Here is a 24,372-nt window from a genome sequence, read left to right as displayed (position 1 = left end):
ACAGCGCGCGACTGCACCCTTGAGCCGATCGGGCTACGCCGCCTGACCGGCGGCGGACGGTGCCCGTGACCGGTGCGCGGGTATCTCCGGGCTGATCGAACCGGGCTCGCTCGGCGCAGAGCGGGGGCCGCTCGTCGTCGTGGCGATGCCCCGTTGGGCCGAACGGGCCAAGACTGGAGCCAGGACCGGCCGGGGTGGACGGGCCGCCGCGCCGACGGCGCCGCAGATCGGGGAGATGACGATGGACGACTTGATGCAGGGCAAGGCGGTCGTGGTGACCGGCGCCGGGCGGGGGCTGGGCGAGGCGTTCGCGGTGCACATCGCGCGCGCGGGCGGCGCGGTGGTCGTCAACGACATCGACGTCGAACTGGCCGAGCGGACCGCCCGGACCATCCGGGACCACGGCGGCCGGGCCGTGGCCAGCGGGCACAGCGTCGCCGAGGCCGGCGAGGCGCAGGAGATCATCGACCTGTGCGTCAAGGAGTTCGGCGGGCTCGACGGGCTGGTCAACAACGCCGGGCTCAACTACGAGGCGCTGCCCTGGGAGGACGACGCCGAGCAGGCCCGCGAGCTGGTCCAGGTGAACGTCCTGGGGGTCGTCAACACCGGCCTGGCCGCGATCAAGGCGATGGTCGACGCGGGCACCGGCGGCTCGATCGTCAACATCTCCTCCGGCGCCTCGCTCGGGCAGCGCAAGCTCGGCGTCTACGCGGCGAGCAAGGGCGCGGTCGCGTCCCTGACCTACTCGTGGGCGCTGGACCTCGAGGACGTCGGCATCCGCGTCAACGCCGTCTGCCCGCTCGCGCACACCCGGATGGTGTGGAAGTCGGAACGCTCCCTGCGCGCCTGCCCGCCGGACCGGACGCCGTCGCGGATCGCGCCGGTGGTGCTGTTCCTGCTCGGCGAGGGCTCGGACGGGATCACCGGGCAGATGATCCGCTGCAACGGCCCGCAGCTGCACGTCATGGGCCAGCCGTTCCTCAAGCAGCCGATCCTGGAGCGCCCGGTGTGGGACACCGAGACCGTGCAGAAGGCCTTCGACGAGGTCTTCAGCGCGCACCTGGAGAACTACGGCCTGGAGAAGCGCGTCCCGCCGCGGCTGCGCAAGTGGACCGACACGTCGCCCCGGACCGCCTGACCACTTTGCGTTTCAAAGCCGAGCTTTCGCTAGGAAAGATGCGTCCCAGGGGCCTCCGGACGCATCTTTCCTAGCGAAAGTGACGCTTCGGGGTCAGGAGCCGGCGGTGGGGGCTGGGTTGCGGGCGGCGGCGTAGAGGGCCTCGATGTCGGCCGAGTAGCGGTCGTTGATGATCCGGCGCTTGAGCTTCAGCGTGGGGGTCAGCTCGCCCGACTCGGGCGTCCACGTCTTCGGCAGCACGTGGTAGCGCTTGATCTGCTCGATCCGGGCCAGCCGGCTGTTGGCCGACTCGACCGCGCGCTCCAGCTCGGCGCGCACCGCCGGGTGGTCGGCCAGCTCGTCGGGCTTCGCGTCGACGCCGTTCGCCGCGGCCCAGCCGGGCGCGATCTCGTCGTCGAGGACGAGCAGCGCCGTGACGTACGGGCGGTCGTCGCCGATCGCGACGGCCTGGCCGATCAGCGGGTGCTCCTTGAGCAGGCCCTCGATCCGCGTCGGGGCGATGTTCTTGCCGCTCGACGTGATGATCAGTTCCTTCTTGCGGTCGGTGATCGTCACGAAGCCGTCTTCGTCGATCGTGCCGATGTCGCCGGTGGCGTACCAGCCTTCGGCGTCGGTCGCGTCGGCGATGGCGCCGTCCTCCTGCAGGTAGCCGAGGAAGACGATCGGGCCGCGGACCAGCAGCTCACCGTCGTCGGCGACACGCACGTCGACGTCGGCGAGCGGCTTGCCGACGCTGCCCGCGCGGAACGCGGCACCCGAGTTCGACGTCGCCGCGCCGGTTGTCTCGGACAGGCCCCAGACCTCGGCGATCTCGATGCCGAGCCCGGCGAGGAAGTAGATGATCTCGACCGGCAGCGCGGCCGCGCCGCTGGAGGCGACGAGCACCTGGTCCAGCCCGAGCAGCGCCCGCACCGGGGCGAGGGCGGCCGCGTCGGTCTGCTTGATCCGCTCGGCCAGCTCCGGCGGGACCTCCTGGCCGGCGCTGCGCAGCTTGTAGCCCTGCTGCAGCAGCTCGTTCGCCGCGAGCAACGCCGCGCGCCGGTCCTCCGGCACACCGCCGAGCATGTTCTTCAGCCCGGCGACCATCTTCTCCCACACGCGCGGGACGCCGAAGAAGCTCTGCGGGTGCACCTTGCCGAGCGCGCCGACGACGCCGGACGGGTCGGCGAGCGTGTGCACGTGCCCGGCCCAGACGATCGGCAGGTAGACCGACAGCTCCCGCTCGGCGATGTGCGCGAGCGGCAGGTACGCGATGTTCGTCGCGTGCATCGGCGGGTGGTGCAGCTCGGTCACCGCATACGCCTGGTGGATCGCGTTGCGGTGCGACAGCACGACGCCCTTGGGGTCACCGGTGGTGCCCGAGGTGTAGATCATCGACAGCGGGTCGTCCGGCTGGATGCCCTGCCAGGACTTCTCGAACGCTTCGGGGTCGGCGGCAAGCGCTTCCCGTCCGCGCGCGCGGACGTCGGCCAGGGAGACGAACCGGTCGTCGCCGGCCGGGATCGCGGTCTCGTCCATCACGACGATGTGGCGCAGCGCCGGGAGGTCGTCGAGCACCGGGCGCCAGCGGGCCAGCTCGGTCTCGCCGCCGAGCACCACGACCGGCGCCGCGCTGTGCCGCGCGACGAACCGGATCTGGTCCGGGCTGAGCGTGGCGTAGGCGGTGCACGGGATCGCGGACAGGTGGGTCGCGGCGAGGTCGGTGACGATGTGGTCCGGGCAGCCGGGCGCCATGATCAGCAGCCGGTCGCGCGGGGCGAGCCCGAGCCCGGCGAGGCCGCGGGACACCTCGGCGATCGCGGTGCGGAACTCCAGCCAGCTGAGCGTCGGCTGCCCCTCGATGTCGAGCGAGGTGATCGCCGGCAGGTCCGGGTAGGTGACCGCGTTGCGGTGCAGCAACCGCGGGATCGTCTGACCTTCGGTCTGCTCGGCGACGGACGGGGTGGTCAACACTGGCCTCCTGGTGGTCCGGATGGCCACACTTTAGGGGCTCCGCAGGCTGGTGGATAGAGAATCGCGGCCAGGTCAAATGTCTCCTTCATCCGGTTTCGGCCGGTCAGCTCCTCACGACCGGCCGCGGTGCACGCGGGCGCCGGCCCGCGAACTTCGCTTGAATGGACGGGCCACGTCCGGCGGACGACAGGGGATCCGATGACCCGTCAGGCTCGCGAGCTGCTCGACCAGATCCAGGCCGAGCTCGCGCCGCGCGACGACGACAACCGGCTGGTCCCGCTGATCACCGCGGGCCGCGCGCCGCGGCGGGTGTTCGCGGCCCTCGCCGCCGAGGAAAAACGGATCACGTTCAGTGACTGGCGGAGCTTCCACGCGCTGGCCGCGCGGGCCGACGAACCGAACGCGCGCACCTTCTTCGGCGGTCTTGCGCCGGGGGAGCAGCAGGCGCACCTGATGCTCGACGCGCTGATCGCGGCGGCTGGTCCAGACCACGGCGAGGAGCTGCCGCGCGCGGGCTGCCAGGCGTACCCGGCTTTCGTCGCGTGGCTGGCGCTCAACGGCGAGCAGGCGGCGACCACGGCCGGGATCTTCGCCAACTTCGCCGCTTTCGGCCGGTACTGCCAGGACGTCGCGGCCGGCATGCGCGAGCACTACGGGTTCGACGACGCCGCTTGCTCGTTCTTCGACTTCTTCGCCGCCGACGTCCCGGAGATCGAACAGCAGGCGCTCGCCGCGATCCAGGCCGGGATCGACGCGCACCGGCTCGACGTCCACGAGGCGCTGGTCTGCGCCCGGCTGTTCCAGAGCTACGAACTCCAGTTCTGGAACACCCTGGCCGACGAGTTCCCCGGCTGAGGAAACCCTTGCGGTGAAAGGGCTTCAGGCGCCGATGCCGGCGGCGCGGGCGGGACCGCGCGTGCCGCGGGCGTCTCCGAGGGTGACCGCCGGACGTCGCGCCGTGGCGCGCAGCGTCAGCTCTGGCCGCGACGCGACGGGTGCCCGGTAATCGAATTCTTCGACGGCGCGCTATTCCATTCGGAGCAGTGCCGGGGGGTCGACTTCCGGAACCGGTTCCGCTGCCGCTTCGGGCCGGTCGGGCTCCCGCTTCGCGGAATGGCGGGAATTCCGGCCCGCGTTCCGGTGAATCCGTGGTGCCGATCGCGATTCGTGCGTATTTCCGCTTTCCGGGAGCCGTCGAACCCGAACGAGGTCGTGATGAGGCCCGGCCGTGCCGAACCCGTGATGTTTCTCACCGAACGATTCGGCGCCGCCGTACGTAGCGGCCCCCGGGTCGGCGCCGGGTCCGGTCGGCACCGGTTCCGGCGCGCACCCGTGGCGTGAAACGGAAGTCGTCCCGCGGCGAACGTCACGACTTTCGGTGGTGGACTTTCCAAGCGCGGGCAACGAGTGTGGATGGGTCACCGTTTCCAAGATCACGTTATCGCCACGGACTTGACGTGCCCTGAAGGGCTGCATACCGTCGTCGCGGGCGAAGCAGACCACGGTGATGTTGATCCGGCTGGTCGGAATCCGGGTGTTGACCGCCTCGGGCGACCCGAAACCATGTACTGCCGGAAGGAAAACGGACCCAGGTGAAGCAGATTTCTCTTCGACGCAACCGGGGATCCTCGATTCGGAAGCGCGTCCTCACGATCGCGCTCATCCCCAGTGTCGCGCTACTGCTCGTCGGCGTGGCGCTCGCAGGTTACCTGATCTACGACGCCGTCACGGGCCGTGACTACGTGAACCGGATCCGGGGTTCGGAAGCCCCGTCGATCCCGTTCTTCGGCGCGCTGCAGCAGGAGCGCCTGGCGACCCTGAGCCTTCTCGCGGGCCAGGGCAACCAGCGCGCGGTGCTCGCGGTCGTCCGCCCGAAGACCGACCAGAACGCCGCGAAGACGATCGAGTACCTCAAGGACAGCTTCGCCGGCTACAGCGACACCCCGCCCAGCGTCCAGAAGAACATCACCACGTTCTTCGGGCTCTACCAGCAGCTGCCGCAGACCCGCCAGGCGGTCGACAGCGGCCAGATCCAGATCAGCCAGGCCTTCACCTTCTACAACAAGATCATCGACCAGTTCACCGACGGCCTGGCCGGGCTGGCGCAGAACGCGCGGGGCGCGCAGAACGCGTTCGACCGGCTGACCGCCATCCCGATGTTCACCGCGGCCGAAGCGATGCAGCGCAGTGACGCGCTCGCGGCCGCCGGGCTGGCCGCGGGCGGGCTGACGAACGACGACTTCCGCACCTACGTCGGCCAGGTCGGTGCCTACCACGCGCAGCTCGACGCGTCGGCGCCGAAGATGATCCCCGAGGTCAAGGCCAAGTACGACCAGCTGCTGGCGAGCCAGCCGTGGCAGATCGTGAACCAGGTCGAGACGGCGTTCCTGCGCGATGACCTGACCAAGCTGCCGGTGGCGCAGGACCAGTGGCGCGCGGCCGCCAAACAGGTCGGTGACGCGCTGTCGGGCATCTTCGTCGCGCAGAGCGCCAACGCGAGCCAGGCCGCGATCGACGACGCCGACTCGACGTTCACCGAGTCGCTGATCGCCGGTGTGATCGCGGTGCTCTTCGCGGTCTTCGTCGTCTTCGTCGCCGTCCGGCTGTCGAACCGGCTCATCGGCCGGCTGCACCGGCTGCGGGAGGACACCCTCGACGCGGCCGAGGTCCGGTTGCCGGAGCTGGTCGCCCGGGTCCAGGCGGGTGAGCCGGTCGACCTCGAAGAGGGCGGGCACTTCCTCGACCACGGCACCGACGAGATCGGCCAGGTCGCCGACGCGTTCAACAAGGCGCAGCAGACCGCCATCGCGGCCGCCATCGACGAGGCCAAGATCCGCGAGGGCACCAAGACGGTGTTCCTCAACATCGCCCACCGCAGCCAGGTCATCGTGCACCGCCAGCTCAAGGTGCTCGACCAGGCCGAGCGCAAGCAGGAGGACCCGGAGCAGCTGGACACGCTGTTCCAGCTCGACCACCTCTCCACCCGCGCCCGCCGCAACGCCGAGAACCTGATCATCCTCGGCGGCGGGCAGCCGGGCCGGCAGTGGCGCAACCCGGTCGGGCTGGCCGAGCTGGTCCGCGGCGCGTCCGCGGAGACCGAGGACTTCGCCCGGGTGAAGACCGCGGCGCTGCCGCAGATCGCCATCCGCGGCCCGGTCGTCGGCGACCTCGTGCACCTGCTGGCCGAGCTGATCGACAACGCGACGTCGTTCTCGCCGCCGCAGTCGCGGGTCGAGGTCCGCGGCAACGTGGTCGGCAAGGGCGTCGTGATCGAGGTCGAGGACCAGGGTCTCGGGCTCGAACCGGACCAGACCGAAGAGATCAACACGCTGCTGGCCGCCCCGCCGGACTTCGGCATCATGGCGCTGTCCGACGAGCCGCGCCTGGGCCTGTTCGTGGTCGCGCGGCTGGCCGCGCGCCACGGTATCCAGGTGCACCTGCGCGAGTCGGCCTACGGCGGCACCCGGGCGATCGTCCTGGTCCGCACCGACCTGCTCGCCCCGCTCGCCGAGCTCGAGCCGGAGCAGCCGATCACCCCGCCGAAGCCGGAGCTCGTGCCGAACCCGGGCGAGTCCGAGCCGCCGAACGACGAGGTCCGGCAGCTGCGGCGGCAGCCGCGCCGCCCGGCCCGTCACCGCACCGACCCGCCGCCGATGCCCACGCAGCCGGCCCCGGTGATCGCGCCGGCCCCGGCGCAGCCGCCGTCCGAGCCGACACCGGTGCCGGTCGGGACCGTCTCCGAGCCGGTCAGCCAGCCCACCCAGATCCAGCCGGTGAGCCAGCCGCCCAGCCAGCCGACCCAGGCCCAGCCGGCGGCGTCGGCCCGGCCGCCCGCGCCCCCCGTCCGCCAGCGCCCGGCCCGCCCGGCCGCGCAGCAGCCGGTGTGGCCGCCGCAGGAGCCCCGGCAGGAGCCGCGGCCCGCGGTGTCGGAGTCCCGGCCGCAGCAGCCGCGCCGCCCGGAGGCCCCGGGCCGCCCGCCGCTGCCGCAACGGCGACGTCAGCAGAGCCTCGTTCCCCAGTTGCGGGAAGATAGGCCGGCACAGGAACGGGAAGAGGTCCGGCTGGACTCCCCGGAAGCGGCCCGCAGCCGGTTGTCCGCCTTCCAGCAGGGCACCCGCCGGGGCCGTGACGAGGAACCAGCCGGGAACGACGACACGTACGGAGAGCGCGAGTAATGGCCAACTCAGGCGTCAGTGAGCTCGACTGGCTGCTGGACGACCTCGTCAAGCGGGTCGCCGGCGCGGACCGCGCGGTGGTCCTGTCCTCGGACGGCCTGCTCATCGGGCGGTCCGGGAACCTCTCCGAAGAAGACGCCGAACACCTCTCGGCGGTGGCCTCGGCGTTCCAGAGCCTCGCGCGCGGCACCGGACGGCACTTCGGCGGCGGCAACGTCCGCCAGACGATGGTCGAGATGGACCACGCGTTCCTGTTCGTGACGGCGGCCGGACGGGGCGCCTGCCTGGCCCTGCTCGCCCGCGAGGACGCGGACATGGGCCTCGTGGCCTACGAGATGAACCTGATGGTGAAGCGGGTCGGCCAGGTACTCACCTCGGCGCCCCGGACCGGCGCCGGCGTCCTGCCCACGTCGCCGTGAGCGCCAAGCACGAAGCCTGGTTCGACGACGAGGCCGGCCCCCTGGTCCGGTCCTACGCCGTCACGGGTGGGCGCACGCGCTCCGACACGCTCGGGCTGGACCTGATCACGCTGGTCGTCGCGCTGCGCACGGCGCACGAAGCGGGCATGCTCGAACCGGAGTACGCCCGCATCGTGGCGCTGTGCCAGCGACCGGTCTCGGTGGCCGAGGTGGCCGCACGGGTCGACTTGCCGTTGCCCGTGGTGAAGGTGATGTTGAGCGATCTCATCGAGCAGAACCTGGTGCTGTTCCGTACCGCGGCGCCGGTGAACGAAACTCCCAACAAACACGTACTCCAGGCGGTTCTTGATGGCATCCGGAAACTCTGAACCCCGGCGGAACCTGACCGCGACGGCGGTCAAGGTGCTGATCGCCGGCGGCTTCGGGGTCGGCAAGACCACGATGGTCGGTTCGGTGAGCGAAGTGCCGCCGCTGCGCACCGAGGAAGTCATCACCACCGCGTCCGAGGGCGTCGACGACCTATCGGGCATCGAGCAGAAGACCACCACGACGGTCGCGCTCGACTTCGGCCGCATCACGATCAACCCCGACCTGATCCTGTACCTGTTCGGCACGCCCGGGCAGGACCGGTTCTGGTTCATGTGGGACGAGCTGGCGGAGGGCGCGCTCGGCGCCGTCGTGCTGGCCGACACCCGCCGGTTGGACAGCTGCTTCGCCGCGGTCGACTTCTTCGAGCGTCGCAACCTGCCGTTCGTCGTCGGCGTGAACTGCTTCGACGGCGGTTACCGCTACGGCACCGAAGAGGTCCGGCAGGCGCTCGACATCGGCATGGACGTCCCGCTGCTGCTGTGCGACGCGCGCGAGCGGGAGTCGACGAAGCAGGTGCTGACCAGCCTGATGGAACACGTGATGGCGCGGTCCGACCTGGCGGCCGCCCAGGGCGGCTTCTAACCCCTACCTCCGAAGTCCGTGAAGGCCACCTTGAGGGACATAGAGTCCCTCAAGGTGGCCTTCACGGACTTGCGGTGCGGGTCAGCGGCGGCGCTTGAGGAGCGTGTCGAGCGCGAAGGTGCCCGGGCCGACGACGGCGAGGAGCAGGAAGACCCAGGAGTAGACGGCGGCCGGCTCGCCCATGTTCTGCAGGGGCAGCAGGCCCATCGGCGCGTGCACGGTGAAGTAGGCGTAGGCCATCACGCCGGACAGCACCAGCGCCGCGGCGCGGCTCGCGAGGCCGACCAGCAGCAGCGCGGCGCCGGCCAGCTCGAGGACGCTGCCCCACCAGCCGGGGAACGAGCCGAACGGGACGCCGCCGCCCTGGCCGTCTATCCCGCCGAAGAACCCGAATCCCTGGAGGCCGTGGAAGCCGAACAGGAACGAGATCACGATCCGGCTGGCCGAGATGACGGCGCCGGTGGCCACGCTCGTGCGCTTGACCTCGGTGTTCTCGGTGTTCTCGGTGGTCCGGGCGGCGGGGGTGATGGTGGTGGTCATGGTGGGTTCCTTTCGGTCCGTTCTCGCCTTCTGTCAACGCGTCGATCCGGCCGCGGCCGGATCGACAACCCCGCGGAAAAATCTTCGGCGGGGTTTCGGCAGACTGGGCCGATGGCGGGCAAACGCAGTGCCGGGCTCCTGCTCCACCGCGGGCGGGGCGACGACGTCGAAGTGCTGCTCGGGCACATGGGCGGGCCGTTCTGGGCGAAGAAGGACGCGGCCTCGTGGTCGCTGCCGAAGGGCGAGCTGGACGAGGACGAGCCCCCGGAGGAGGCGGCGCGCCGCGAGTTCCAGGAGGAGCTGGGCCTGCCCGCGCCCTCCGGTGACTACGCGCCGCTCGGGGAGATCAAGCAGTCGGGCGGCAAGGTCGTCACGGCGTGGGCGGTCGAGGCCGACCTCGACCCGGCGGCCGTCGTGCCCGGCACGTTCACCATGGAGTGGCCGCCGCGCTCGGGCAAGCAGCAGGAGTTCCCCGAGCTGGACCGCGTCGAGTGGTTCACCCTCGACGTCGCCCGGGAGAAGCTGCTCAAGGGCCAGCTGCCGTTCCTGGACCGGCTGACGGCGTTGCTCGACGGCTGAGCAGCGCTTCCAGCGGCTCGGCGGTGAAGGACGGCAGGACGACGTCCGCCGCGCCGAAGTCGAGGCTCTCGGTGATCGCGTTCGGCACCGCGACGCAGGTCAGCCCGGCGGCCTTGGCCGAGGTCACGCCGTGCGGGGTGTCCTCGAAGGCGATGGCCTCGCCGGCGTCGGCGCCCAGCGCGTCGAGGGCGGCGAGGTAGAGGTCGGGCCGTGGCTTGGCGGCGTGCCGGTCACCGGTGCAGACGGCGTCGAAGTAGCCCGCGATGCCGAGCCGTTCGAGGTGCGGGAGCACCCAGCCGCCGGACGAACTGGACGCGACGGCCAGCCTCAGGCCATGCTCCCGCGCGGAGTCGAGGTAGCCGAGGACGCCGTCGCGCGGCCCGAGGGTCTCGAGGAGCTTGAGGACGCGGGCCTTCGTGACCGGGCGCAACGCCTCGACGTCGATGCCGGGGACCCGCTCGGCGAGCAGGGCGAACATCGCGTTCGTGGTGTGCTGGGTGCCGATCACGGCGTACCAGGCGGCCAGCGGCAGCTCGACGCCGTGGTCGCGGAAGGTCTCCTGCCAGGAGGCGAGGACGGCGGACTCGGTGTCGGCGAGGGTGCCGTCGAAGTCGAAGACCAGCGCGCGGGTGGGCACGTCCGCACCCTGCCCGGTCGGTGCTCGCTCAGGCAAGGGAGTTGTGACGCGCGCGAAAGGCGTCCATGGCCTCTTCGCCGCGGAGCGCGAAGACGATCTCCTCGACATCGGTCTCCGCGGCGCGGACGGTGGCGAGCGCGATCTCGGCGGCGGACGCCATCGGCCAGCGGTAGATCCCGGTCGAGATGGCCGGGAAAGCGACGGTTTTGGCCTCGAGTTCGTCGGCGACCTTCAGCGAGTTCCGGTGGCAGTCGGCGAGCAGCGCGGACCGGTCTTCGGTGGCCGACCACACGGGCCCGACGGTGTGCACGACCCACTTCGCGGGCAGGTTCCCGGCGGTGGTGGCGACGGCCTGTCCGGTGCGGAGCCCGCGCCCGTAGTGCCCGGCCCGCAGCTTCCGGCACTCGGCGAGGATCGCGGGCCCGCCCTTGCGGTGGATGGCCCCGTCGACGCCGCCCCCGCCCAGGAGCGAGGAGTTGGCGGCGTTGACGACGACGTCGACGTCGAGGGTGGTGATGTCCGCTTCGACGATCCGGATGGACGGGCTCATGGTGACCATGTTCCCGGGCCCGTCCACCGGTAATCGCGGCGATGGCAGACTTCCGGCGTGCTGCTGACCTGGATCGCCGAGCTGGGCGCCGAGGAGTTCCTGGTGGAGCCCGCGGATCCCATCGCGGAAGCGCGGCACAACACCTGGTTGCTGAGTGCCGGCCCGGTGGCGGTGCCCACCGGGGAGCTCGTTGCCGCGTTCGAAGCGCTCACCGAGGTGCTCGCCGGCCGCCTGACCGGCGTGACCCTCTACGTCCGGCACAACGAGCAGGTCGGGGCGCTCCGGTGCTCGGTCTCCTCGCGTGCCCCGGAGGCGTTGCCCTTCCGCGGCTCATATCGGCTGGCCGGCGACCTGACGCCGATCGTCGACGCGTTCCTCGCCGACCCGCAGCCGGGCGCCGTTCTCTGGAGTGAGCTGGAGGACGCGCCGGACGGGGTGGACGAGCCAGAGCCGCCGCCATTTCCCGTCTGGGCGCGGGTGCTCTCCTAGCTGCGGAAGAAGTCCCTCAGCATCGGGGCCAAAGCCGCCGCCTTCACGATGTGTGTCTGGCCTGCCAGGGTCCGGTGGTCCGCCGATGGCAGGGCCTTTGCCAGCGCTGCCACGCCGTTGCGCATCCACTCCGGGCTCTTGCCGCCGTCGATGGTCACCGTCGGGATCTTCACCTGTGGCCACGCCGGGGACGGCAGCGCGGCGCCCGACTGGTGGTCACCCACCACCGCCGTGTCGTACGGGATCGTGTGGGCCACTCGCTTGAGTTTCGACCAGAACGGCATGACCCGCATCGTCGCGACCACCGCGGGGCTCAGGCCGACGCCCTCGGTCATGAAGATCTTGACCGCCTTGCCGCGCTTGCCCGCCGCCACGGCCGCGTCCAGGCGGGTCGCGTAGTCGGCCGGGACCGGCTTGCGGGTGTCGTCGAGGACGAACGGCGGTTCGTACAGCGCCAGTTTGGTCACGAGCAGGCCGCGGTCCACCGCTTCCAGCGCCAGCGCCGCGCCCGACGAGATGCCGAACAGCAACGCCGTGCCGCCCGCCTGCTCGACCAGCGCTTCGAGGTCCTCGACCTCACGCTCGATCGCGTACGGCGCGGTGTCGGTGCTCTCACCGCGGCCGCGGCGGTCGTAGGTGTAGACGGTGAAGTGCGCGGCCAGTTCCTTCGCCAGGTCGTCGTTGGGCGACGAGCCGCGGTAGCACATCGCGCCGTCCACCAGGACGAGCGCGGGGCCGGACCCGGCGCGGGTGTAGGCGATCTCGGTGCCGTCGGCGGAAACCGTCGTGCTCATGGGTCTTCTCCTTGTCCGGTAAGGGGTTTCAGCGCCGCATCAGGTGGGCTGACGTCGTCGCGAGCCAGGTCCAGGCGACGGTGACCGCCGCCCAGAAGCCGAGCGTCACGACCGGGCTCGTCGAACCGGACGCTACGCCCGCGAAGCCGAGGAAGAAAAGCACGCCGGTGATCCGCGAGTACCGGGCCCGCCCCGGCGTGAGGTGCGAGCCGATGACGAAGCACGCCGCGATCAGGCCGGCGAAGCCGATGCCGCCGCAGACGAAGTGCAGCGTGCCGTGCCAGCTCACCGACGCCGGCGGCCCGGCGGGCGTGCCGAGCGGGAAGCCGTCCTGCGGGTCGGCCCGGAAGACGCCGGCGCAGAGCAGGCCGACGCCGTAGACAGCGAGCAGCCTCGGGCCCCACCGGCCGGGCAGCGTCCGGCTGATCCCGGCTGCCGCCGCGAGTGTCAGCAAGCCAGTGACCAGGAAGTTCGTGATCTGGATGAAGCCGAGTGAGCCGTCCGACAGCAGGCTGGCCGGGTGCCGCGTGAGGTCGAAGCCGGCCCGCGTCAGGCCCTGGACCAGCCCGGTCAGGACGAAGACGGGCCCGGCGAGGACGCCACAGGCGAGCAGGGCGCGGGTCCGGCCGTCCGACGTCGTGGCGGTGCGGGCGGGGCTCAGGGTGGTGGTCATGCCGCACAGCCTGACAGCTGACGGCAAAAACTGTCAAGACAAAAAAATCTGTCGGTGAAGCCGAAGAGAGGCCGCCCCGGGGTTCGGGGCGGCCTGACTCAGGCGCGGCGCAGGGTGAGGAGCGTGATCTCGCTGGGCGCGAAGACCCGGAACGGCGGGCCCCAGAACCCGGTGCCCCGGCTGTTGTAGAGCTGGGTCGGGCCGAACCGCTTGAGGCCGGACAGCATCGGCTGGTCGAGCCGCACCAGGAAGTGGAACGGCCAGATCTGGCCACCGTGCGTGTGCCCGGAGATCTGCAGGTCGATGCCCGCTTCCTGAGCCTGCACGACCTGCTTCGGCTGGTGCGCGAGCAGCACGACCGGCACTTCGGACGGCACGCCGTCGAGCGCCGCGGGCAGGTCGGGGCCGTGGCCCGGCAGGCCGGACGACGCGCCCGTCGGGTCGTCGATGCCGGCGAACACGATCCGGTCGCCGCCGCGCTCCAGCAGCGTCGAGCGGTTGTGCAGCGGGTCCCAGCCGAGCCCGGCCATGTGGTCGAGCCAGCCCTGCGCCTCGCCGAAGTACTCGTGGTTGCCGGTGATGTAGAACCGCCCGAGCTTGGCCTGGACGCCGCCGAGCGGGTCGACCTGCTTGCGGCGCCGCGCCACCGAGCCGTCCGCGAGGTCACCCGCGTGGCAGACGACGTCCGCGTCCAGCGCGTTCACCGCCGTGACGACCTTCTCCGACCACTTCGTGCGGTCGATCGGGCCGAAGTGGGTGTCGGTCAGGACCGCGACGCGCAGGCCGTCGAGCGCGGGGCCGAGCCGCGGGATGACGACGTCGGTCGCCTTCACCGGCGGCACGCGCATCGCGACACGGTTGCCGTACACCAGCAACGAGACGGCCACGAGCGCGGCGGCGCCCGCGACGATCCGCGACCGCGCCGGGTCGTCGACGCCAAGCAGCGCGACGCGCAGCACCAGGCTCAGCACGGACCACGTGAACAGCACCCAGCTGACCGCGAGCAGCGTGTCGCCGACGCGGGCGGCGCCGTCACGCTGGCGCTTGCCGTGGCCGAAGACCATCGCGACCGGCATCGTCACCAGGCCCAACGCGAAGAGCGCCGTACCGGCGATGATGCCCGCGGTACCCCACTCCGGCGCGAGAACGAGCGTCCACCAGGGGACGGTGAACAGCAGAAGCAGCGCCAGGATCGGCACCGCGAGGAAAGGGCCTCTCATCGAACCAGGTTACAGCCCATCGGGCTGTTAGCGCTTCGGCTACGCTGGGAGCGGAAGGAAGGGGGACGGCTGTCGTGACCACGTTGCTCGAGCTGGCGTTCCCCGTGCTGATCAGCCCCACCGCGCTGGTCGCCTTCGCCTCCCTCGCCGCCGCGAGCCTCCTGGTCGTCCTGCTGGTCGGCAGCACGCAGCGCAGCGAACTCGCGCTCTGGTCGGTGCCGGCCCGCAGCCGGGTCGCCGCCGCTCGCCGTCGCGCCCGCCGGGCCGAGTCCATCCGGCTCCGCGATCCCGGCGCACCCGGACGCAGCAGGCCACGAGCACCCGGTTTCCGCAGCCTGGCTGCGTAGGAACCTCTTACACGCAGCCATTCCGCCTACCCCTTTCTTCTTCACTCATGCGGAGTGCTGCCCATGTTCGGCTTTCTCGACGTGCCCGTCGCCGGGGCGTACCACCTGATCCACTGGCTGACCCCGCTCCCGGCGGTGGTGGTCATCGTCGGCTTCACCCTGTCCGTGCGGCTGCTGCTGCACCCGTTCGCCCGCGCGGCGGCCCGCGGCGAACGCGCCCGGGCCGTCCTGATGCCCGAAATCAAGGCGCTGCATACCGAACACGGCCGGGACCGGGAGCGCCTGGCCGCGGAGATGACGAAGCTGCAGCAGGAGACCGGTACGTCGATGTTCGTCGGCTGCCTGCCGATGCTGGCGCAGCTGCCGTTTTTCATGGTGATGTACCGCGTCTTCACGACCGCCACGATCGGCGGCGAGCCCAACTCGCTGCTCGACGCGACGCTGTTCGGCACGCCACTGGGCGCGCACGGCCTGGCCGGCAGCCCGCTCGTCTTCGTGATCGCGGCCGGGCTCGCCGTCGTCGCGTGGTTCTCCGTGCGCTGGCAGGACCGGCAGCGCGAAGCCGCCGCGGCCGAGGTGCCCGGCGGGAAACTGCTGCGGCTGCTGCCTTACGGCACGGTGCTCGTGACGCTCGTCGTGCCGCAGGCCGCGGGGATCTACCTGCTCACGACGACCGCGTGGAGCGCGGCGGAACGCGCGTGGTTACGGCGTGGCGCGTGAGCGGCGCCAGTCCTCCAGCGCTTCGTCGACGTCGACCGGCGCGACGGTGAGCGGCGGGCCGGACAGGTGGTTGCGGTAGGCCTGGCGGATCCGCTCGTTGAGGTCCTCGACGAGCTCCCGCACCCGCCGTTCGGTCCGCTCACCGGCAAGTGTGCCGGGCAGGTCCTGCACCTCCCGCTTGAGCGCGAGCGCGGGCGGCAGCAACGCCGCGGTGTCGTGGCCCTCGGCCCGGACCCGCCGCAGGACCCAGTCGGTCGCGGCGTCGTTGCCGGTGGGCGGCGGCAGCGGTTTGCCGGTGCCGGGCAGGTTGTCGAACTCCCCGCGGTCGCGCGCTTCGCTGATCCGGCGGTCGACCCACCAGCGGAAGGAGACCTTGGGCGGCTTGCGTCCGGTCATGGTCTCCAGGGTAGGCGGACAGACGTCCGGGTTCCCGGGACCAACGTCCTGAAGTGCCAGGTGAGCGCGGTTCGCCGGTAGGATCGCGGGGACGGAGCGAGGGGAGCGCATGACCGCCGAACGCAGTGGTGCCGAGAACATCGACCGCACACTGGCGTTGCTCTGGCGCGCCCGGGGCGGGGCCGGCGAGCCGACGAGGGGCCGTCGCCCGACGCTGACGGTCGAGCGGATCGTCGCGGCGGCGATCACGGTCGCGGACGCCGACGGGCTGGCGGCGGCGTCGATGCACCGCGTCGCGAAGGAGCTCGGCGCGGGCACGATGACGCTCTACACGTACGTGCCCGGCAAGACCGAGCTGGTGGACCTGATGGTCGACGACGTGCTCGTCGAACGACGGCTGCCCGGGCCGGGCGAACCGCGTCCCGCCGACTGGCGCGAGCAGGTGGCGCTGTACGCGTCGCGGACCGGCGACGCCTACCGGAATCACCCGTGGCTGTGCGAGGTCTCGCGGGTGCGGCCGCCGCTGGGCCCCGGTCAGCTGGCCGGCCAGGAGTACCTGCTGTCCATCATGGACGGTCTGGGCCTGCCGCCGCGCGACGCCGTCGCGGCGGCCAACGGGATCGGCACGTACGTCGACGCGAACGCGGCGCTGGGCGCGGAGAACACGCGCCTGGAGCGCAGTACCGGACAGTCCACCGAGGCCTGGTGGCACCAGCGGTCGTCGTTCTGGGAGAACCACTTCACGGTCGAGGGCCACCCGGCGATCAACCGCGCCTGGCTGGGCGGCGGCTTCGGCGGAACGGCCGAAGCCCAGGGCGACGCGGCCTACGAGTTCGGGCTGCACCGCATGCTCGACGGCATCCAGGCCCTCGTCAGCGGCGATACCTCAAGTCCGTGAAGGCCTCCTTGAGGGACTCAGAGTCCCTCAAGGAGGCCTTCACGGACTTGAGACTGGGGTGTCAGCGGCGAGTGGTGCGCAGCCACCGCGAACGGCGGCGTTCCTGCGCCGGCACCGCCGGCTCGGCCGGTGTGGTGTCGCCGCGCAGGATGTCGCGGCACGTCGGGTCGAAACGGCCCGGTGCCTCGATCATCGGGGCCGCCAGCACCACGTGGCCGCAGATCGCGACGAACCGCCCGCTGTGCCGGCCGGTCGCGAACTCGTCCTCGGTGACGGCGTGGCTGTAGCCGTCGGTGTCACAGCGGATGTGCACCAGGAAAGGCTCCACCGGGCTCACCCCGGCGGGGTGGTGGTGGTGGACTCGGTGGGCGTCTCCGCGGAGCCGGCCGGGGTGGTCGGCGTCGTCGACGGCGGCGGGGTGGTCGTGCTCGTGGTCGACGGCGGCGTGGTGGGCGTCGTCGGCGTGGTGGAGGTCGGCGAGGCCGGCGTCGTGGGGGTGGTGGACGTCGGCGAGGTCGAGGTGGTCGGGGTCGTCGACGTGCCCGGCAGCGGGAGCGTCCCCGGCGGGCCGGTGACCACCGGCGGGGCGGGCGGCGCGGGGACGCCGACCGGGCCGCCGGCCGCGGCGTTGTCCGGGGCGTTCGGCGTGCCGATCGGGATGTCGCTGTCGGGCAGCTGCGCGACGCCGCCGCGGTAGGCCGTGGCCCACGCCAGCACCGTGTCCACATAGGACTGCGAGTTGTTGTAGCGGCGGACGGCGATCCGCTGGCCGGCGTCCGTGGAGAGGTCGAGCCCGCCCGAGCAGAGGTACCGCGCGCTGGCCAGGGTCTCGTCGTAGACGTTGTTCGGGTTCGAGACGCCGTCGCCGTTGCCGTCGGAGGCGTAGCCCTTCCACGTCGCCGGGATGAACTGCGTCGGGCCGACCGCGCGGTCCCACAGCGCGTCGCCGTCGTACTTGCCGCCGTCGGTGTCCGGGATCGCGGCGAACGCGCCCGCGCCGTTGAGCACCGGGCCGAGGATCGGCTCCAGCGTGTCGCCGGCCGCGTTGACGTACCCGCCGCGGGCGTGGTTCGACTCGATCCGGCCGATGCTCGCGATCAGCGCCCAGTCGATGTGGCAGCCCGGCTGTTCCTTGTTCAGGATGTCGGCGGCGTTCTGGTACGCCTTGAGCATGCTGGCCGGGATGCCGAGCGGCCCGGAGATGCCGGCCGAGCCCGCGTGCCCGCCGGGCACGACCAGCGGCATCGGCACCGGCGGCTGCGGCAGGCTGCCGTCGACGGCGACCGGCGGCATGACGATGTTCGGCGGCTGCAGCGGCGCGGCCTGGTCCGGCAGCGCGTCCCCGGAGTTCGCCACGACGACCGGCGCGGGCAGGCCCCCGGCGGTCAGCGTGGGCAGCACGACGAGCGCGCCACCGGCGAGCGCGGCGGCGGTCCGGCGGACGGAACGCGCGCTCTTGCGACGTGGCCGGTGCTTCGGCATGGTCGTCCCCGCTTCCCTCGATCTTCGCTGATCGCCTCACCCGATCGGCCCCACCACCGGTACTGGCCGGTAGGAGCAAGCTATCCGATGGAAGCGAACTTTGGCGAATGGCACAGCGAAATCCGGTCGTCCCGGAGAAGTTCGTCCTGTTGGCACAAAACCTTCGTAGGGAATCTGTCACATTCACCAGGACTTAACGGGTCACTCAGGAGAGTTTGTCCAGTAGCGCGGCCGGGACGGCGATCCCGCGGTGACGTACGTCCGAACAAAACCGCCGGACGAGCGAATCCGACGGCGTTGCGGTGAAAGTGACGACTTCGCGGTGCAGCGCGGGCTTCAGCCGCCGCAGCGCGCCGGCGAACGTCCGGGGCAGCGCCGTCGTCGGGACCAGGGCCACGCCGAGGCCGGCCGCGGCCAGCTGAGCCGCGGTCGACGCCTGCTTCGTCCGCATCACCGCGTCCAGCACCGTGGCGTGCTCCGCCGCCACCCCGTCCAGCCAGCCGCCGAGGCCGTTGTCCCGGTGGTAGTGCACCACCGGGAGCCCGGCCAGGTCCGCGATCGGCACCGCCGCGCGGGTGGCGAGCGGGTGGTCCGCGGCCAGGGCCAGGACGATCTCCTCGCGCCCGACCACTTCGCTGTGTCCGGTCCAGCGGCTCGGCCGCGGTCCGGCCGCGACGTCCGCCTCGACCGTCTCCAACGCTGTGACCAGCGCGTCCGCGCTCGTCGTCTCGACGAGCGTGATCCGCACGCCCGGCCGTTGCCGGTGCCAGGCCCGCAGGACCGGCGCGAGCAGCCCGGCGGTCATGGTCTCCGCGCACGCGATCCGGAGGGAGCCGTCACCGCCGCCGGCCACCGCGCGGCCGGTGCGGACCACCCGCTCGGCTGCGGCCAGCGCCGCCCGCGCGTCACTCAGCACGGCCCGGCCCGCCGCGGTCGGCCGGACCCCGCGCGGCAGCCGTTCGAGCACCGGCGTGCCCAGTTCGCGTTCGAGCGCGCCGATCTGGTGGGACAACGCGGGCTGCGAAAGGTGCAGCCGCGCGGCCGCCTCGGTGATCGATCCCGCGTCCAGCACGGCGACCAGGCACTCGAGGGCGCGCAGCGTAGGCATTCGCCGATTCTATCGCAGCCATCGAAAACCTCCGTATCACGACGGGATGGATCCGGTGCCGCCGCGCGCTGAACCCGGGGTGCGAGACGAAAGGAGCACGACGATGTCTTTCGACGGAAAACGGCTGGTGATCGTGGGCGGCGGTTCGGGGATCGCCCGCCGGATCGCGGTGGACGCGCGGGCGGCGGGAGCGGAGGTCGTCTTCGCCGGGCGGAATCCGGAGCGTTTCACCGAGCCCGGAATTGTCACCGAATACGCCGATCTCGGGGACGAATCCTCGCTGAAAGCGCTTGCCGAGACGGTGGGTGAACTCGATTTCCTGATCACGCTGGCCGCGGCACCGGCGAACGGGCCCGTCGCGACACTGGACCGGGACGCGGTCACCCGGGCCTTCGACGCCAAGGTGATCGGGCCGATGATGCTGGCCAAGCACTTCGCGCCGCGATTCCGCGCCGGTGGCGCGATCGTGCTGTTCTCCGGGGTCGCCGCGTGGCGCCCGATGCCGGAGCGGGCGGTGATGGCCACGACGAACGGCGCGGTCGCGTTCCTGGCCGAGGCGCTCGCGGTGGAGCTCGCGCCGGTCCGCGTCAACGCGGTGTCGCCGGGCATCGTCGACTCGGGCGCGTGGGACCGCCTCGGCGACGCGAAGGACGACTTCTTGCGCCGCACGGCGGAAGCGAATCCGGCGCGCCGCGTCGGCGGGACGGCGGATATCTCCACGGCGACCTTGAGCCTGCTGGCGAATCCGTTCATCACCGGGACGACCCTGCACGTCGACGGCGGCGGCCGGCTCTCCTGAGCGCGGCTGCTTTACACGGCCCCCGGCCATTCCTATGATCGGCCGACCGGACGCGTCGCCACCGTCCGGTCGACCCATGGGTGGAGGGTTTGATGACACGTCGGGCTCCGCGCCGCGAGCAGGTCAGCGTGGCCGAGCTGCTGGTCCGGTCCGCAAGCTGGCAGGACGCGCTCGAGTCGCCGCCGTCGCGGCACCGCCGCCGGTCCCCGGTGCTGCGTTCGCTCGCCCGGGTCCGGGTGTTCTCGGTGGTCGCCGGGGCGTTGGCGATCACCGGCGGGGTCGCGGCCGCGGTCGCGCAGCCGTACGAGCACGCCGCAGGCGCGGTGTGGCCGCCCGTCGGCCTCGAGCCCGTGCCGCTGTCCGTGACGCCGTCGCCGGCGGACGCCGCGAAGCCACCGGAATCCGTGGTGCCGGAATCGAAAACCGGCGGAATCATCCCGGCGGCTGTCGTCCGGCCGTCGAATTCCGGAAAACCGGCCGCGAATTCCGCGGCACCGCCGAAACGGGTGACTCCGGTGCGGCACGAAATCCCGGCCGTCCCGGCCTGGGCCGGCGGCTCCGACCGGCATCCGGCCCGGTCCGCGAGCCCGCACCGCCAGCAGGCGTGGTCCGGCGGCGGGCACCACGACGGCGGGCACGACCGCCACCACCGCGGTGGTGGCGGCCGGCACCGCCGCTAGCCGAGCGGGATCTGGTACTGCATGAACCCCTTGTCGAGCGCGACCTGGTCGTAGAGCCGGCGCGCGGTCGTGTTCGACGTTTGCGTGTGCCAGTAGACGCGCACGCAACCCTGGTCCCGCGCCCAGCCGGCGACGGCGTCGATCAGCGCCCGGCCGACGCCGTGACCGCGGGCTTCGGGCGCGGTGAAGAGGTCCTGCAGGTAACAGACGTCGGCCGACGTCGTGCTGGCGTGGGTCAGGAAGTGCACGATCCCGACGAGCTCGCCGTCGAGCCGCGCGCCGAGCGCGTGCATCCGCTCGCCGGTCGAGAACTCGCGCCAGTCGCGGTCCGCGAGGTGCGGCGTGAGTGGCCTGCCGTAGAACTCGTTGTAGCCGGCGAACAGGTTTTCCCAGGCCACGCGGTCGGATTCGGTCAACGCCCCAGTGGTGATCATGCTGCGAGGCTAACGCGGGGGATGGCCGGTTCGATGAACACGCCGGACACAACTGGTGAGTAAGGTGACGAACCCGAATTTGATTCATAGAATCAGCGCCATCCCGCACGGCAGCTACTCCCGGAGGTTCCCGATGGCGCGCACGGCACCCCGTGCCAGTGGCAAGCCTGTCACGGTCAGCGAGCTGTACCTGAGGCCGGACGTCCACGGCAGACGCCGGCCCGAAGACATCGAAGTGCTCGAACTCGCCTACCGCATGCGCCGCCGGATCGGTCCCGAGCCGGTCGTCGCCCCGGTCCCGTCGTCGCGTTCGCGCGCGATGGCTGTCGTCACCGGGCTGCTGCGCCGCAAGCCCCGGTAGCCGCCGGACCCGCTCTCCCGCTGCAGGCCACCCTCGCCGAGGGTGGCCTTTTTGCTGCGCCCGGACCCGGTGCCGGTTCCGTCGTCTGCTGTCTTCTCGCGCACTTCTCTGCGCGGACGCTGTGTGAAGTTGCACGATACGACGATTGACGACGCACAAAACTGCACCTAACGTGACAGGTGTTGCGCACAACCGGCACGGATGGGGAGTTCATGAGCGGGACCTTCATGGCGGCGGAGATCGCGAGCCAGCCCGGCTGCTGGCGGGACGCGGCCGCGCTGGCCTCGGCGAACAGCGGGCAGCTGCCCGCGCCGGGCGCCCGGGTGGCGATCGTCGGCTGTGGCACGTCGTGGTTCGTCGGTCAGGCGTACGCGGTGCTGCGTGAAACCGCCGGGCTCGGGGAGACCGACGCGTTCGCCGCGTCCGAGTTCCCGGCCGGCCGGGACTACGACCACGTGCTCGCGCTGAGCCGCTCGGGCACTACGACCGAGGTGCACACCGTGCTCGCGAAGCTGCGCGGCCGCACCCGGACCACGGCGATCACCGGCGTGCCCGCCGAGATCGAGCGGGCCGCCGACGCCGTCGTCGACCTGTCCTCGGTGGACGAACGCTCGGTCGTGCAGACCCGGTTCGCCACCACCGCGCTCGCGATGCTGCGCGCGCACCTCGGCGAGGACCTGACCGGCGTCATCGCGCAGGCCGAGCGGGTGCTGGCCGAGCCGCTGCCGGAGTCGCTGGTCGGCGCCGGGCAGTTCAGCTTCCTCGGCACCGGCTGGTCGGTGGGGCTCGCGAACGAGGCCGCGCTCAAGTTCCGCGAGGCGTGTCTGCTGTGGACGGAGTCGTACCCGGCGTGGGACTACCGGCACGGCCCGATCAGCATCGCCGAGCCGGGCCGGGTGACCTGGATGTTCGGCCGCGCGCCGGAGGGGCTGGCCGAGGACGTCCGCCGGGCGGGCGGCACGTTCGTCGAAAGCGGCCTCGACCCGCTGGCCGACCTGGTCCGCGCGCAGCTCGTCGCGGGCGCGATCGCCCGGCGCAAGGGCCTGGACCCGGACAACCCACGCAGCCTCAGCCGCTCCGTCGTGCTGACGTGAGCCCGCCGTGATCCTCACCGTGACGCCGAACACCGCGCTCGACGTCACGTACACAGTGGACGGTCTCCGGCCGGACGGCGTGCACCGCGTCCGGGAGGTCCGGAGCCGGGCCGGGGGCAAGGGGATCAACGTCGCGCGGGTGCTGCACGCGCTGGGCGCCGACGTCCGCGCGGTCGCGACGGCCGGCGGGGCGACCGGGTCCGCGGTCGCGGCGGACCTCGGTGCGGCCGGGGTGCCCGCCGAGCTGGTGCCGATCGCCGGCGAAACGCGCCGCACCACGACCGTGCTGGGCGACGACGGCTCGGTCACGCTGCTGAACGAGCCCGGCCCGGCGCTGTCCGCCGCGGAATGGCGGCTGCTCGCCGACGCGGTCCGGCGGCACGCGCCCGAGGTGCTGGTCTGCTCCGGCAGTCTCCCGCCCGGCGCGCCGTCCGGCGCCTACGCGTCGCTGCTCACGGGAACGTCCGTGCTGGACACCTCAGGCGCGGCACTGCTGGCCGGCCTGGCCGCACGCCCGGCCGTGGTCAAGCCGAACGCCGAAGAACTGCGCGAGGTCACCGGCCTCGACGACCCGGTCGCCGCGGCGGGTGAACTGCGGCGGGCGGGCGCGGGCGCGGTGGTCGTGTCACTAGGCGCCGACGGACTGCTCGCGGTCACCGGCTCGGGCACGTGGCACGCGACGCCGTCCACCGCGCTCCGGGGCAACAGCACCGGCGCGGGTGACGCCGTCGTCGCGGCGCTCGCCCTCGGCCTCAGCCGCCGCGAGGCGTGGCCGGGCATCCTGCGCCGGGCCGTCGCGCTGTCCGGCGCGGCCGTGCTGGGGCCGCTGGCCGGAGACATCGACCTGGCGCACTACGAGCGCGAAGTGGACTTGGTCGCGGTGCGGGTCGTGAGTGGTTAGGGCGGTTCTAACCGCCCTAACCACTCACGACAAGCCGCGGCAGACCCGAAACGACAGGAGTAGGTCATGCCTCTGGTGAGTACCGGGGAGATCGTCGGCGCCGCTGTGGCGGCGGGACGCGGCTGCGGCGCCTTCAACGCCATCCAGCTGGAGCACATCACCGCGATCATCGACGGCGCGGCCGCGACCGGCGCGCCGGTGATCGTGCAGCTCAGCCAGAACGCCGTGCGCTACCACGGCGCCCTGGCGCCGATCGGCGGCGCGGCGCTGGCCGCGGCCCGTGAAGCCGAACCGGACGTAGCCGTGCACCTCGACCACGCCGAATCCGCCGACCTCGTGCGGGAAGCCGTCGGGCTCGGGTTCGGCTCGGTCATGTTCGACGCGTCCAAACTGGACTACGCCGACAACGTCCGCGCGACCCGCGAGATCACCGCGTTCTGCCACGACCACGGCGTCTGGGTCGAGGCCGAACTCGGCGAGGTCGGCGGCAAGGACGGCGTGCACGCGCCGGGCGCGCGTACCGATCCGGACGAGGCGGCGGAGTTCGCCGCGGCCACCGGGGTCGACGCGCTCGCCGTGGCGGTCGGCAGCTCGCACGCGATGCTGACCCGGGACGCCACTTTGGACTTCGAGCTGATCGCGAGGCTGCGGGACCGGGTGCCGGTCCCGTTGGTGCTGCACGGTTCCTCCGGCGTACCCGACGGAGGCCTGGCCGACGCGGTGAAAGCCGGGATGACGAAGATCAACATCGCCACCCAGCTCAACAAGGTGTTCACCGCGGCCGCCGCCGGGGACTGGCGCGCGCACCCGGACCGCGTCGACCCGCGGAAGTACCTGGGGGCCGGGCGCGACGCCGTCGCCGTCGAGGTGCGGCGGTTGCTCGGTGTGCTCATGCTGGTCACCGAGCGCGGACCGAAGTGACGATTGAGCAGAACTTGTTCCATCAAGTGTTGACAGATGCGTGAAACCTAACAAAACTGCGCAGCAACGCGCAGAAGTTGCGTGAAACTCGAACTCTGGTGGTGGCGGATGCG

29 protein-coding genes are annotated in these 24,372 nt (G+C 71.9%); 17 read left to right on the top strand and 12 right to left on the bottom strand.

What is annotated here, in order from left to right; all coding sequences use genetic code 11:
* Positions 1-241 precede the first annotated feature (241 nt).
* Positions 242-1,138: an SDR family NAD(P)-dependent oxidoreductase gene (locus tag OHS18_RS22195; protein ID WP_328449691.1), complete on the top strand. Its 897-nt coding sequence runs from the start codon at positions 242-244 to the stop codon at positions 1,136-1,138.
* 93 nt (positions 1,139-1,231) lie between these two features.
* Here the strand turns inward: OHS18_RS22195 and OHS18_RS22190 are convergent, their stop codons facing one another.
* A complete protein-coding gene (locus OHS18_RS22190; protein ID WP_328618369.1) occupies positions 1,232-3,091 on the bottom strand; it encodes an AMP-dependent synthetase/ligase in 1,860 nt (619 codons plus the stop codon).
* Positions 3,092-3,289: 198 nt separating this feature from the next.
* Between OHS18_RS22190 and OHS18_RS22185 the strand changes: the two genes are divergently transcribed.
* The 5 genes from OHS18_RS22185 (at position 3,290) to OHS18_RS22165 (ending at position 8,636) form a co-directional block, all read left to right on the top strand.
* Complete coding sequence (locus tag OHS18_RS22185) at positions 3,290-3,946, top strand: transcriptional regulator (protein WP_328618368.1); 657 nt, start codon at positions 3,290-3,292, stop codon at positions 3,944-3,946.
* 737 nt (positions 3,947-4,683) lie between these two features.
* Entirely contained in the window at positions 4,684-7,266 is a 2,583-nt protein-coding gene (locus OHS18_RS22180; RefSeq protein WP_328618367.1) for a sensor histidine kinase, read from the top strand.
* Positions 7,266-7,685 (top strand): roadblock/LC7 domain-containing protein, encoded by a 420-nt coding sequence (locus tag OHS18_RS22175; RefSeq protein ID WP_284745731.1) that lies wholly within the window; start codon positions 7,266-7,268, stop codon positions 7,683-7,685. The genes OHS18_RS22180 and OHS18_RS22175 overlap by 1 nt, the downstream gene beginning before the upstream one ends.
* Complete coding sequence (locus OHS18_RS22170) at positions 7,682-8,053, top strand: DUF742 domain-containing protein (protein WP_247056937.1); 372 nt, start codon at positions 7,682-7,684, stop codon at positions 8,051-8,053. The genes OHS18_RS22175 and OHS18_RS22170 overlap by 4 nt, the downstream gene beginning before the upstream one ends.
* A complete protein-coding gene (locus OHS18_RS22165; protein WP_328449703.1) occupies positions 8,034-8,636 on the top strand; it encodes a GTP-binding protein in 603 nt (200 codons plus the stop codon). The genes OHS18_RS22170 and OHS18_RS22165 overlap by 20 nt, the downstream gene beginning before the upstream one ends.
* 81 nt (positions 8,637-8,717) lie before the next feature.
* On the opposite strand, the gene OHS18_RS22160 is transcribed toward OHS18_RS22165, so the two are convergent.
* A complete protein-coding gene (locus OHS18_RS22160; RefSeq protein WP_328618366.1) occupies positions 8,718-9,176 on the bottom strand; it encodes a DoxX family protein in 459 nt (152 codons plus the stop codon).
* 111 nt (positions 9,177-9,287) lie between these two features.
* Between OHS18_RS22160 and OHS18_RS22155 the strand changes: the two genes are divergently transcribed.
* On the top strand, positions 9,288-9,755 hold the full coding sequence (locus tag OHS18_RS22155; protein WP_328449707.1) for an NUDIX domain-containing protein: 468 nt from the start codon (positions 9,288-9,290) through the stop codon (positions 9,753-9,755).
* Here OHS18_RS22155 and OHS18_RS22150 read toward each other — a convergent pair.
* Positions 9,703-10,392, bottom strand: a complete 690-nt coding sequence (locus OHS18_RS22150; protein WP_328449709.1) for an HAD-IA family hydrolase — start codon at positions 10,390-10,392, stop codon at positions 9,703-9,705. The genes OHS18_RS22155 and OHS18_RS22150 overlap by 53 nt on opposite strands.
* Before the next feature lie 28 nt (positions 10,393-10,420).
* Positions 10,421-10,942, bottom strand: coding sequence for an O-acetyl-ADP-ribose deacetylase (locus OHS18_RS22145; protein ID WP_328618365.1), 522 nt, complete (start codon positions 10,940-10,942; stop codon positions 10,421-10,423).
* Positions 10,943-10,999: 57 nt separating this feature from the next.
* On the opposite strand from OHS18_RS22145, the gene OHS18_RS22140 reads away from it, so the two are divergent.
* On the top strand, positions 11,000-11,431 hold the full coding sequence (locus tag OHS18_RS22140) for a hypothetical protein (protein WP_328618364.1): 432 nt from the start codon (positions 11,000-11,002) through the stop codon (positions 11,429-11,431).
* Here OHS18_RS22140 and OHS18_RS22135 read toward each other — a convergent pair.
* The 3 genes from OHS18_RS22135 to OHS18_RS22125 all read right to left on the bottom strand — a co-directional run bounded on the left by OHS18_RS22135 (position 11,428) and on the right by OHS18_RS22125 (position 14,118).
* On the bottom strand, positions 11,428-12,225 hold the full coding sequence (locus tag OHS18_RS22135) for an alpha/beta fold hydrolase (protein WP_328618363.1): 798 nt from the start codon (positions 12,223-12,225) through the stop codon (positions 11,428-11,430). The two genes, OHS18_RS22140 and OHS18_RS22135, sit on opposite strands and share 4 nt — an antisense overlap.
* Before the next feature lie 28 nt (positions 12,226-12,253).
* Entirely contained in the window at positions 12,254-12,898 is a 645-nt protein-coding gene (locus OHS18_RS22130; RefSeq protein WP_328618362.1) for a DUF998 domain-containing protein, read from the bottom strand.
* Positions 12,899-12,996: 98 nt separating this feature from the next.
* Positions 12,997-14,118 (bottom strand): metallophosphoesterase, encoded by a 1,122-nt coding sequence (locus OHS18_RS22125; protein WP_328618361.1) that lies wholly within the window; start codon positions 14,116-14,118, stop codon positions 12,997-12,999.
* 74 nt (positions 14,119-14,192) lie between these two features.
* Between OHS18_RS22125 and OHS18_RS22120 the strand changes: the two genes are divergently transcribed.
* Positions 14,193-14,465, top strand: coding sequence for a DUF6412 domain-containing protein (locus OHS18_RS22120; RefSeq protein ID WP_328449718.1), 273 nt, complete (start codon positions 14,193-14,195; stop codon positions 14,463-14,465).
* A gap of 63 nt (positions 14,466-14,528) precedes the next feature.
* The gene (locus tag OHS18_RS22115) at positions 14,529-15,185 is read left to right on the top strand and encodes a YidC/Oxa1 family membrane protein insertase (protein WP_328618360.1); all 657 of its coding nucleotides are present in this window, start codon (positions 14,529-14,531) and stop codon (positions 15,183-15,185) included.
* Here OHS18_RS22115 and OHS18_RS22110 read toward each other — a convergent pair.
* Positions 15,168-15,581, bottom strand: a complete 414-nt coding sequence (locus OHS18_RS22110) for a J-domain-containing protein (RefSeq protein ID WP_328618359.1) — start codon at positions 15,579-15,581, stop codon at positions 15,168-15,170. The two genes, OHS18_RS22115 and OHS18_RS22110, sit on opposite strands and share 18 nt — an antisense overlap.
* Positions 15,582-15,690: 109 nt before the next feature.
* Here OHS18_RS22110 and OHS18_RS22105 point away from each other — a divergent pair, with 109 nt between their 5' ends.
* Positions 15,691-16,479, top strand: a complete 789-nt coding sequence (locus OHS18_RS22105; protein ID WP_328618358.1) for a TetR/AcrR family transcriptional regulator C-terminal domain-containing protein — start codon at positions 15,691-15,693, stop codon at positions 16,477-16,479.
* A 61-nt stretch (positions 16,480-16,540) separates the two neighbouring features.
* On the opposite strand, the gene OHS18_RS22100 is transcribed toward OHS18_RS22105, so the two are convergent.
* From OHS18_RS22100 to OHS18_RS22090, 3 genes are all read right to left on the bottom strand, one after another.
* The gene (locus tag OHS18_RS22100; RefSeq protein WP_328449726.1) at positions 16,541-16,807 is read right to left on the bottom strand and encodes a hypothetical protein; all 267 of its coding nucleotides are present in this window, start codon (positions 16,805-16,807) and stop codon (positions 16,541-16,543) included.
* Positions 16,808-16,812: 5 nt separating this feature from the next.
* On the bottom strand, positions 16,813-17,961 hold the full coding sequence (locus OHS18_RS22095; protein WP_328618357.1) for a lytic transglycosylase domain-containing protein: 1,149 nt from the start codon (positions 17,959-17,961) through the stop codon (positions 16,813-16,815).
* Positions 17,962-18,166: 205 nt separating this feature from the next.
* Complete coding sequence (locus OHS18_RS22090; RefSeq protein WP_328618356.1) at positions 18,167-19,069, bottom strand: LysR family transcriptional regulator; 903 nt, start codon at positions 19,067-19,069, stop codon at positions 18,167-18,169.
* Between the two features lie 103 nt (positions 19,070-19,172).
* Between OHS18_RS22090 and OHS18_RS22085 the strand changes: the two genes are divergently transcribed.
* Both OHS18_RS22085 and OHS18_RS22080 read left to right on the top strand, forming a co-directional pair.
* On the top strand, positions 19,173-19,868 hold the full coding sequence (locus OHS18_RS22085; protein ID WP_328618355.1) for an SDR family oxidoreductase: 696 nt from the start codon (positions 19,173-19,175) through the stop codon (positions 19,866-19,868).
* Between the two features lie 92 nt (positions 19,869-19,960).
* A complete protein-coding gene (locus OHS18_RS22080; RefSeq protein ID WP_328449733.1) occupies positions 19,961-20,548 on the top strand; it encodes a hypothetical protein in 588 nt (195 codons plus the stop codon).
* On the opposite strand, the gene OHS18_RS22075 is transcribed toward OHS18_RS22080, so the two are convergent.
* Entirely contained in the window at positions 20,545-20,982 is a 438-nt protein-coding gene (locus OHS18_RS22075; protein WP_328618354.1) for a GNAT family N-acetyltransferase, read from the bottom strand. The genes OHS18_RS22080 and OHS18_RS22075 overlap by 4 nt on opposite strands.
* A gap of 133 nt (positions 20,983-21,115) precedes the next feature.
* Here OHS18_RS22075 and OHS18_RS22070 point away from each other — a divergent pair, with 133 nt between their 5' ends.
* The 4 genes from OHS18_RS22070 (at position 21,116) to OHS18_RS22055 (ending at position 24,259) form a co-directional block, all read left to right on the top strand.
* Positions 21,116-21,343, top strand: a complete 228-nt coding sequence (locus OHS18_RS22070) for a hypothetical protein (RefSeq protein WP_328449737.1) — start codon at positions 21,116-21,118, stop codon at positions 21,341-21,343.
* 212 nt (positions 21,344-21,555) lie between these two features.
* Positions 21,556-22,437: an SIS domain-containing protein gene (locus OHS18_RS22065; RefSeq protein ID WP_328449739.1), complete on the top strand. Its 882-nt coding sequence runs from the start codon at positions 21,556-21,558 to the stop codon at positions 22,435-22,437.
* 7 nt (positions 22,438-22,444) lie between these two features.
* Positions 22,445-23,338, top strand: coding sequence for a 1-phosphofructokinase family hexose kinase (locus OHS18_RS22060; RefSeq protein WP_328618353.1), 894 nt, complete (start codon positions 22,445-22,447; stop codon positions 23,336-23,338).
* Positions 23,339-23,404: 66 nt separating this feature from the next.
* The gene (locus OHS18_RS22055) at positions 23,405-24,259 is read left to right on the top strand and encodes a class II fructose-bisphosphate aldolase (RefSeq protein WP_328618352.1); all 855 of its coding nucleotides are present in this window, start codon (positions 23,405-23,407) and stop codon (positions 24,257-24,259) included.
* The last annotated feature ends 113 nt before the right edge of the window (positions 24,260-24,372 follow it).

Origin of the sequence: Amycolatopsis sp. NBC_00355, assembly GCF_036104975.1 — a bacterium.
Taxonomy (GTDB): Bacteria; Actinomycetota; Actinomycetes; order Mycobacteriales; family Pseudonocardiaceae; genus Amycolatopsis.
The sequence above is the reverse complement of the archived record's forward strand: the minus strand, read 5'-3'. Positions and strand labels throughout refer to the sequence as shown.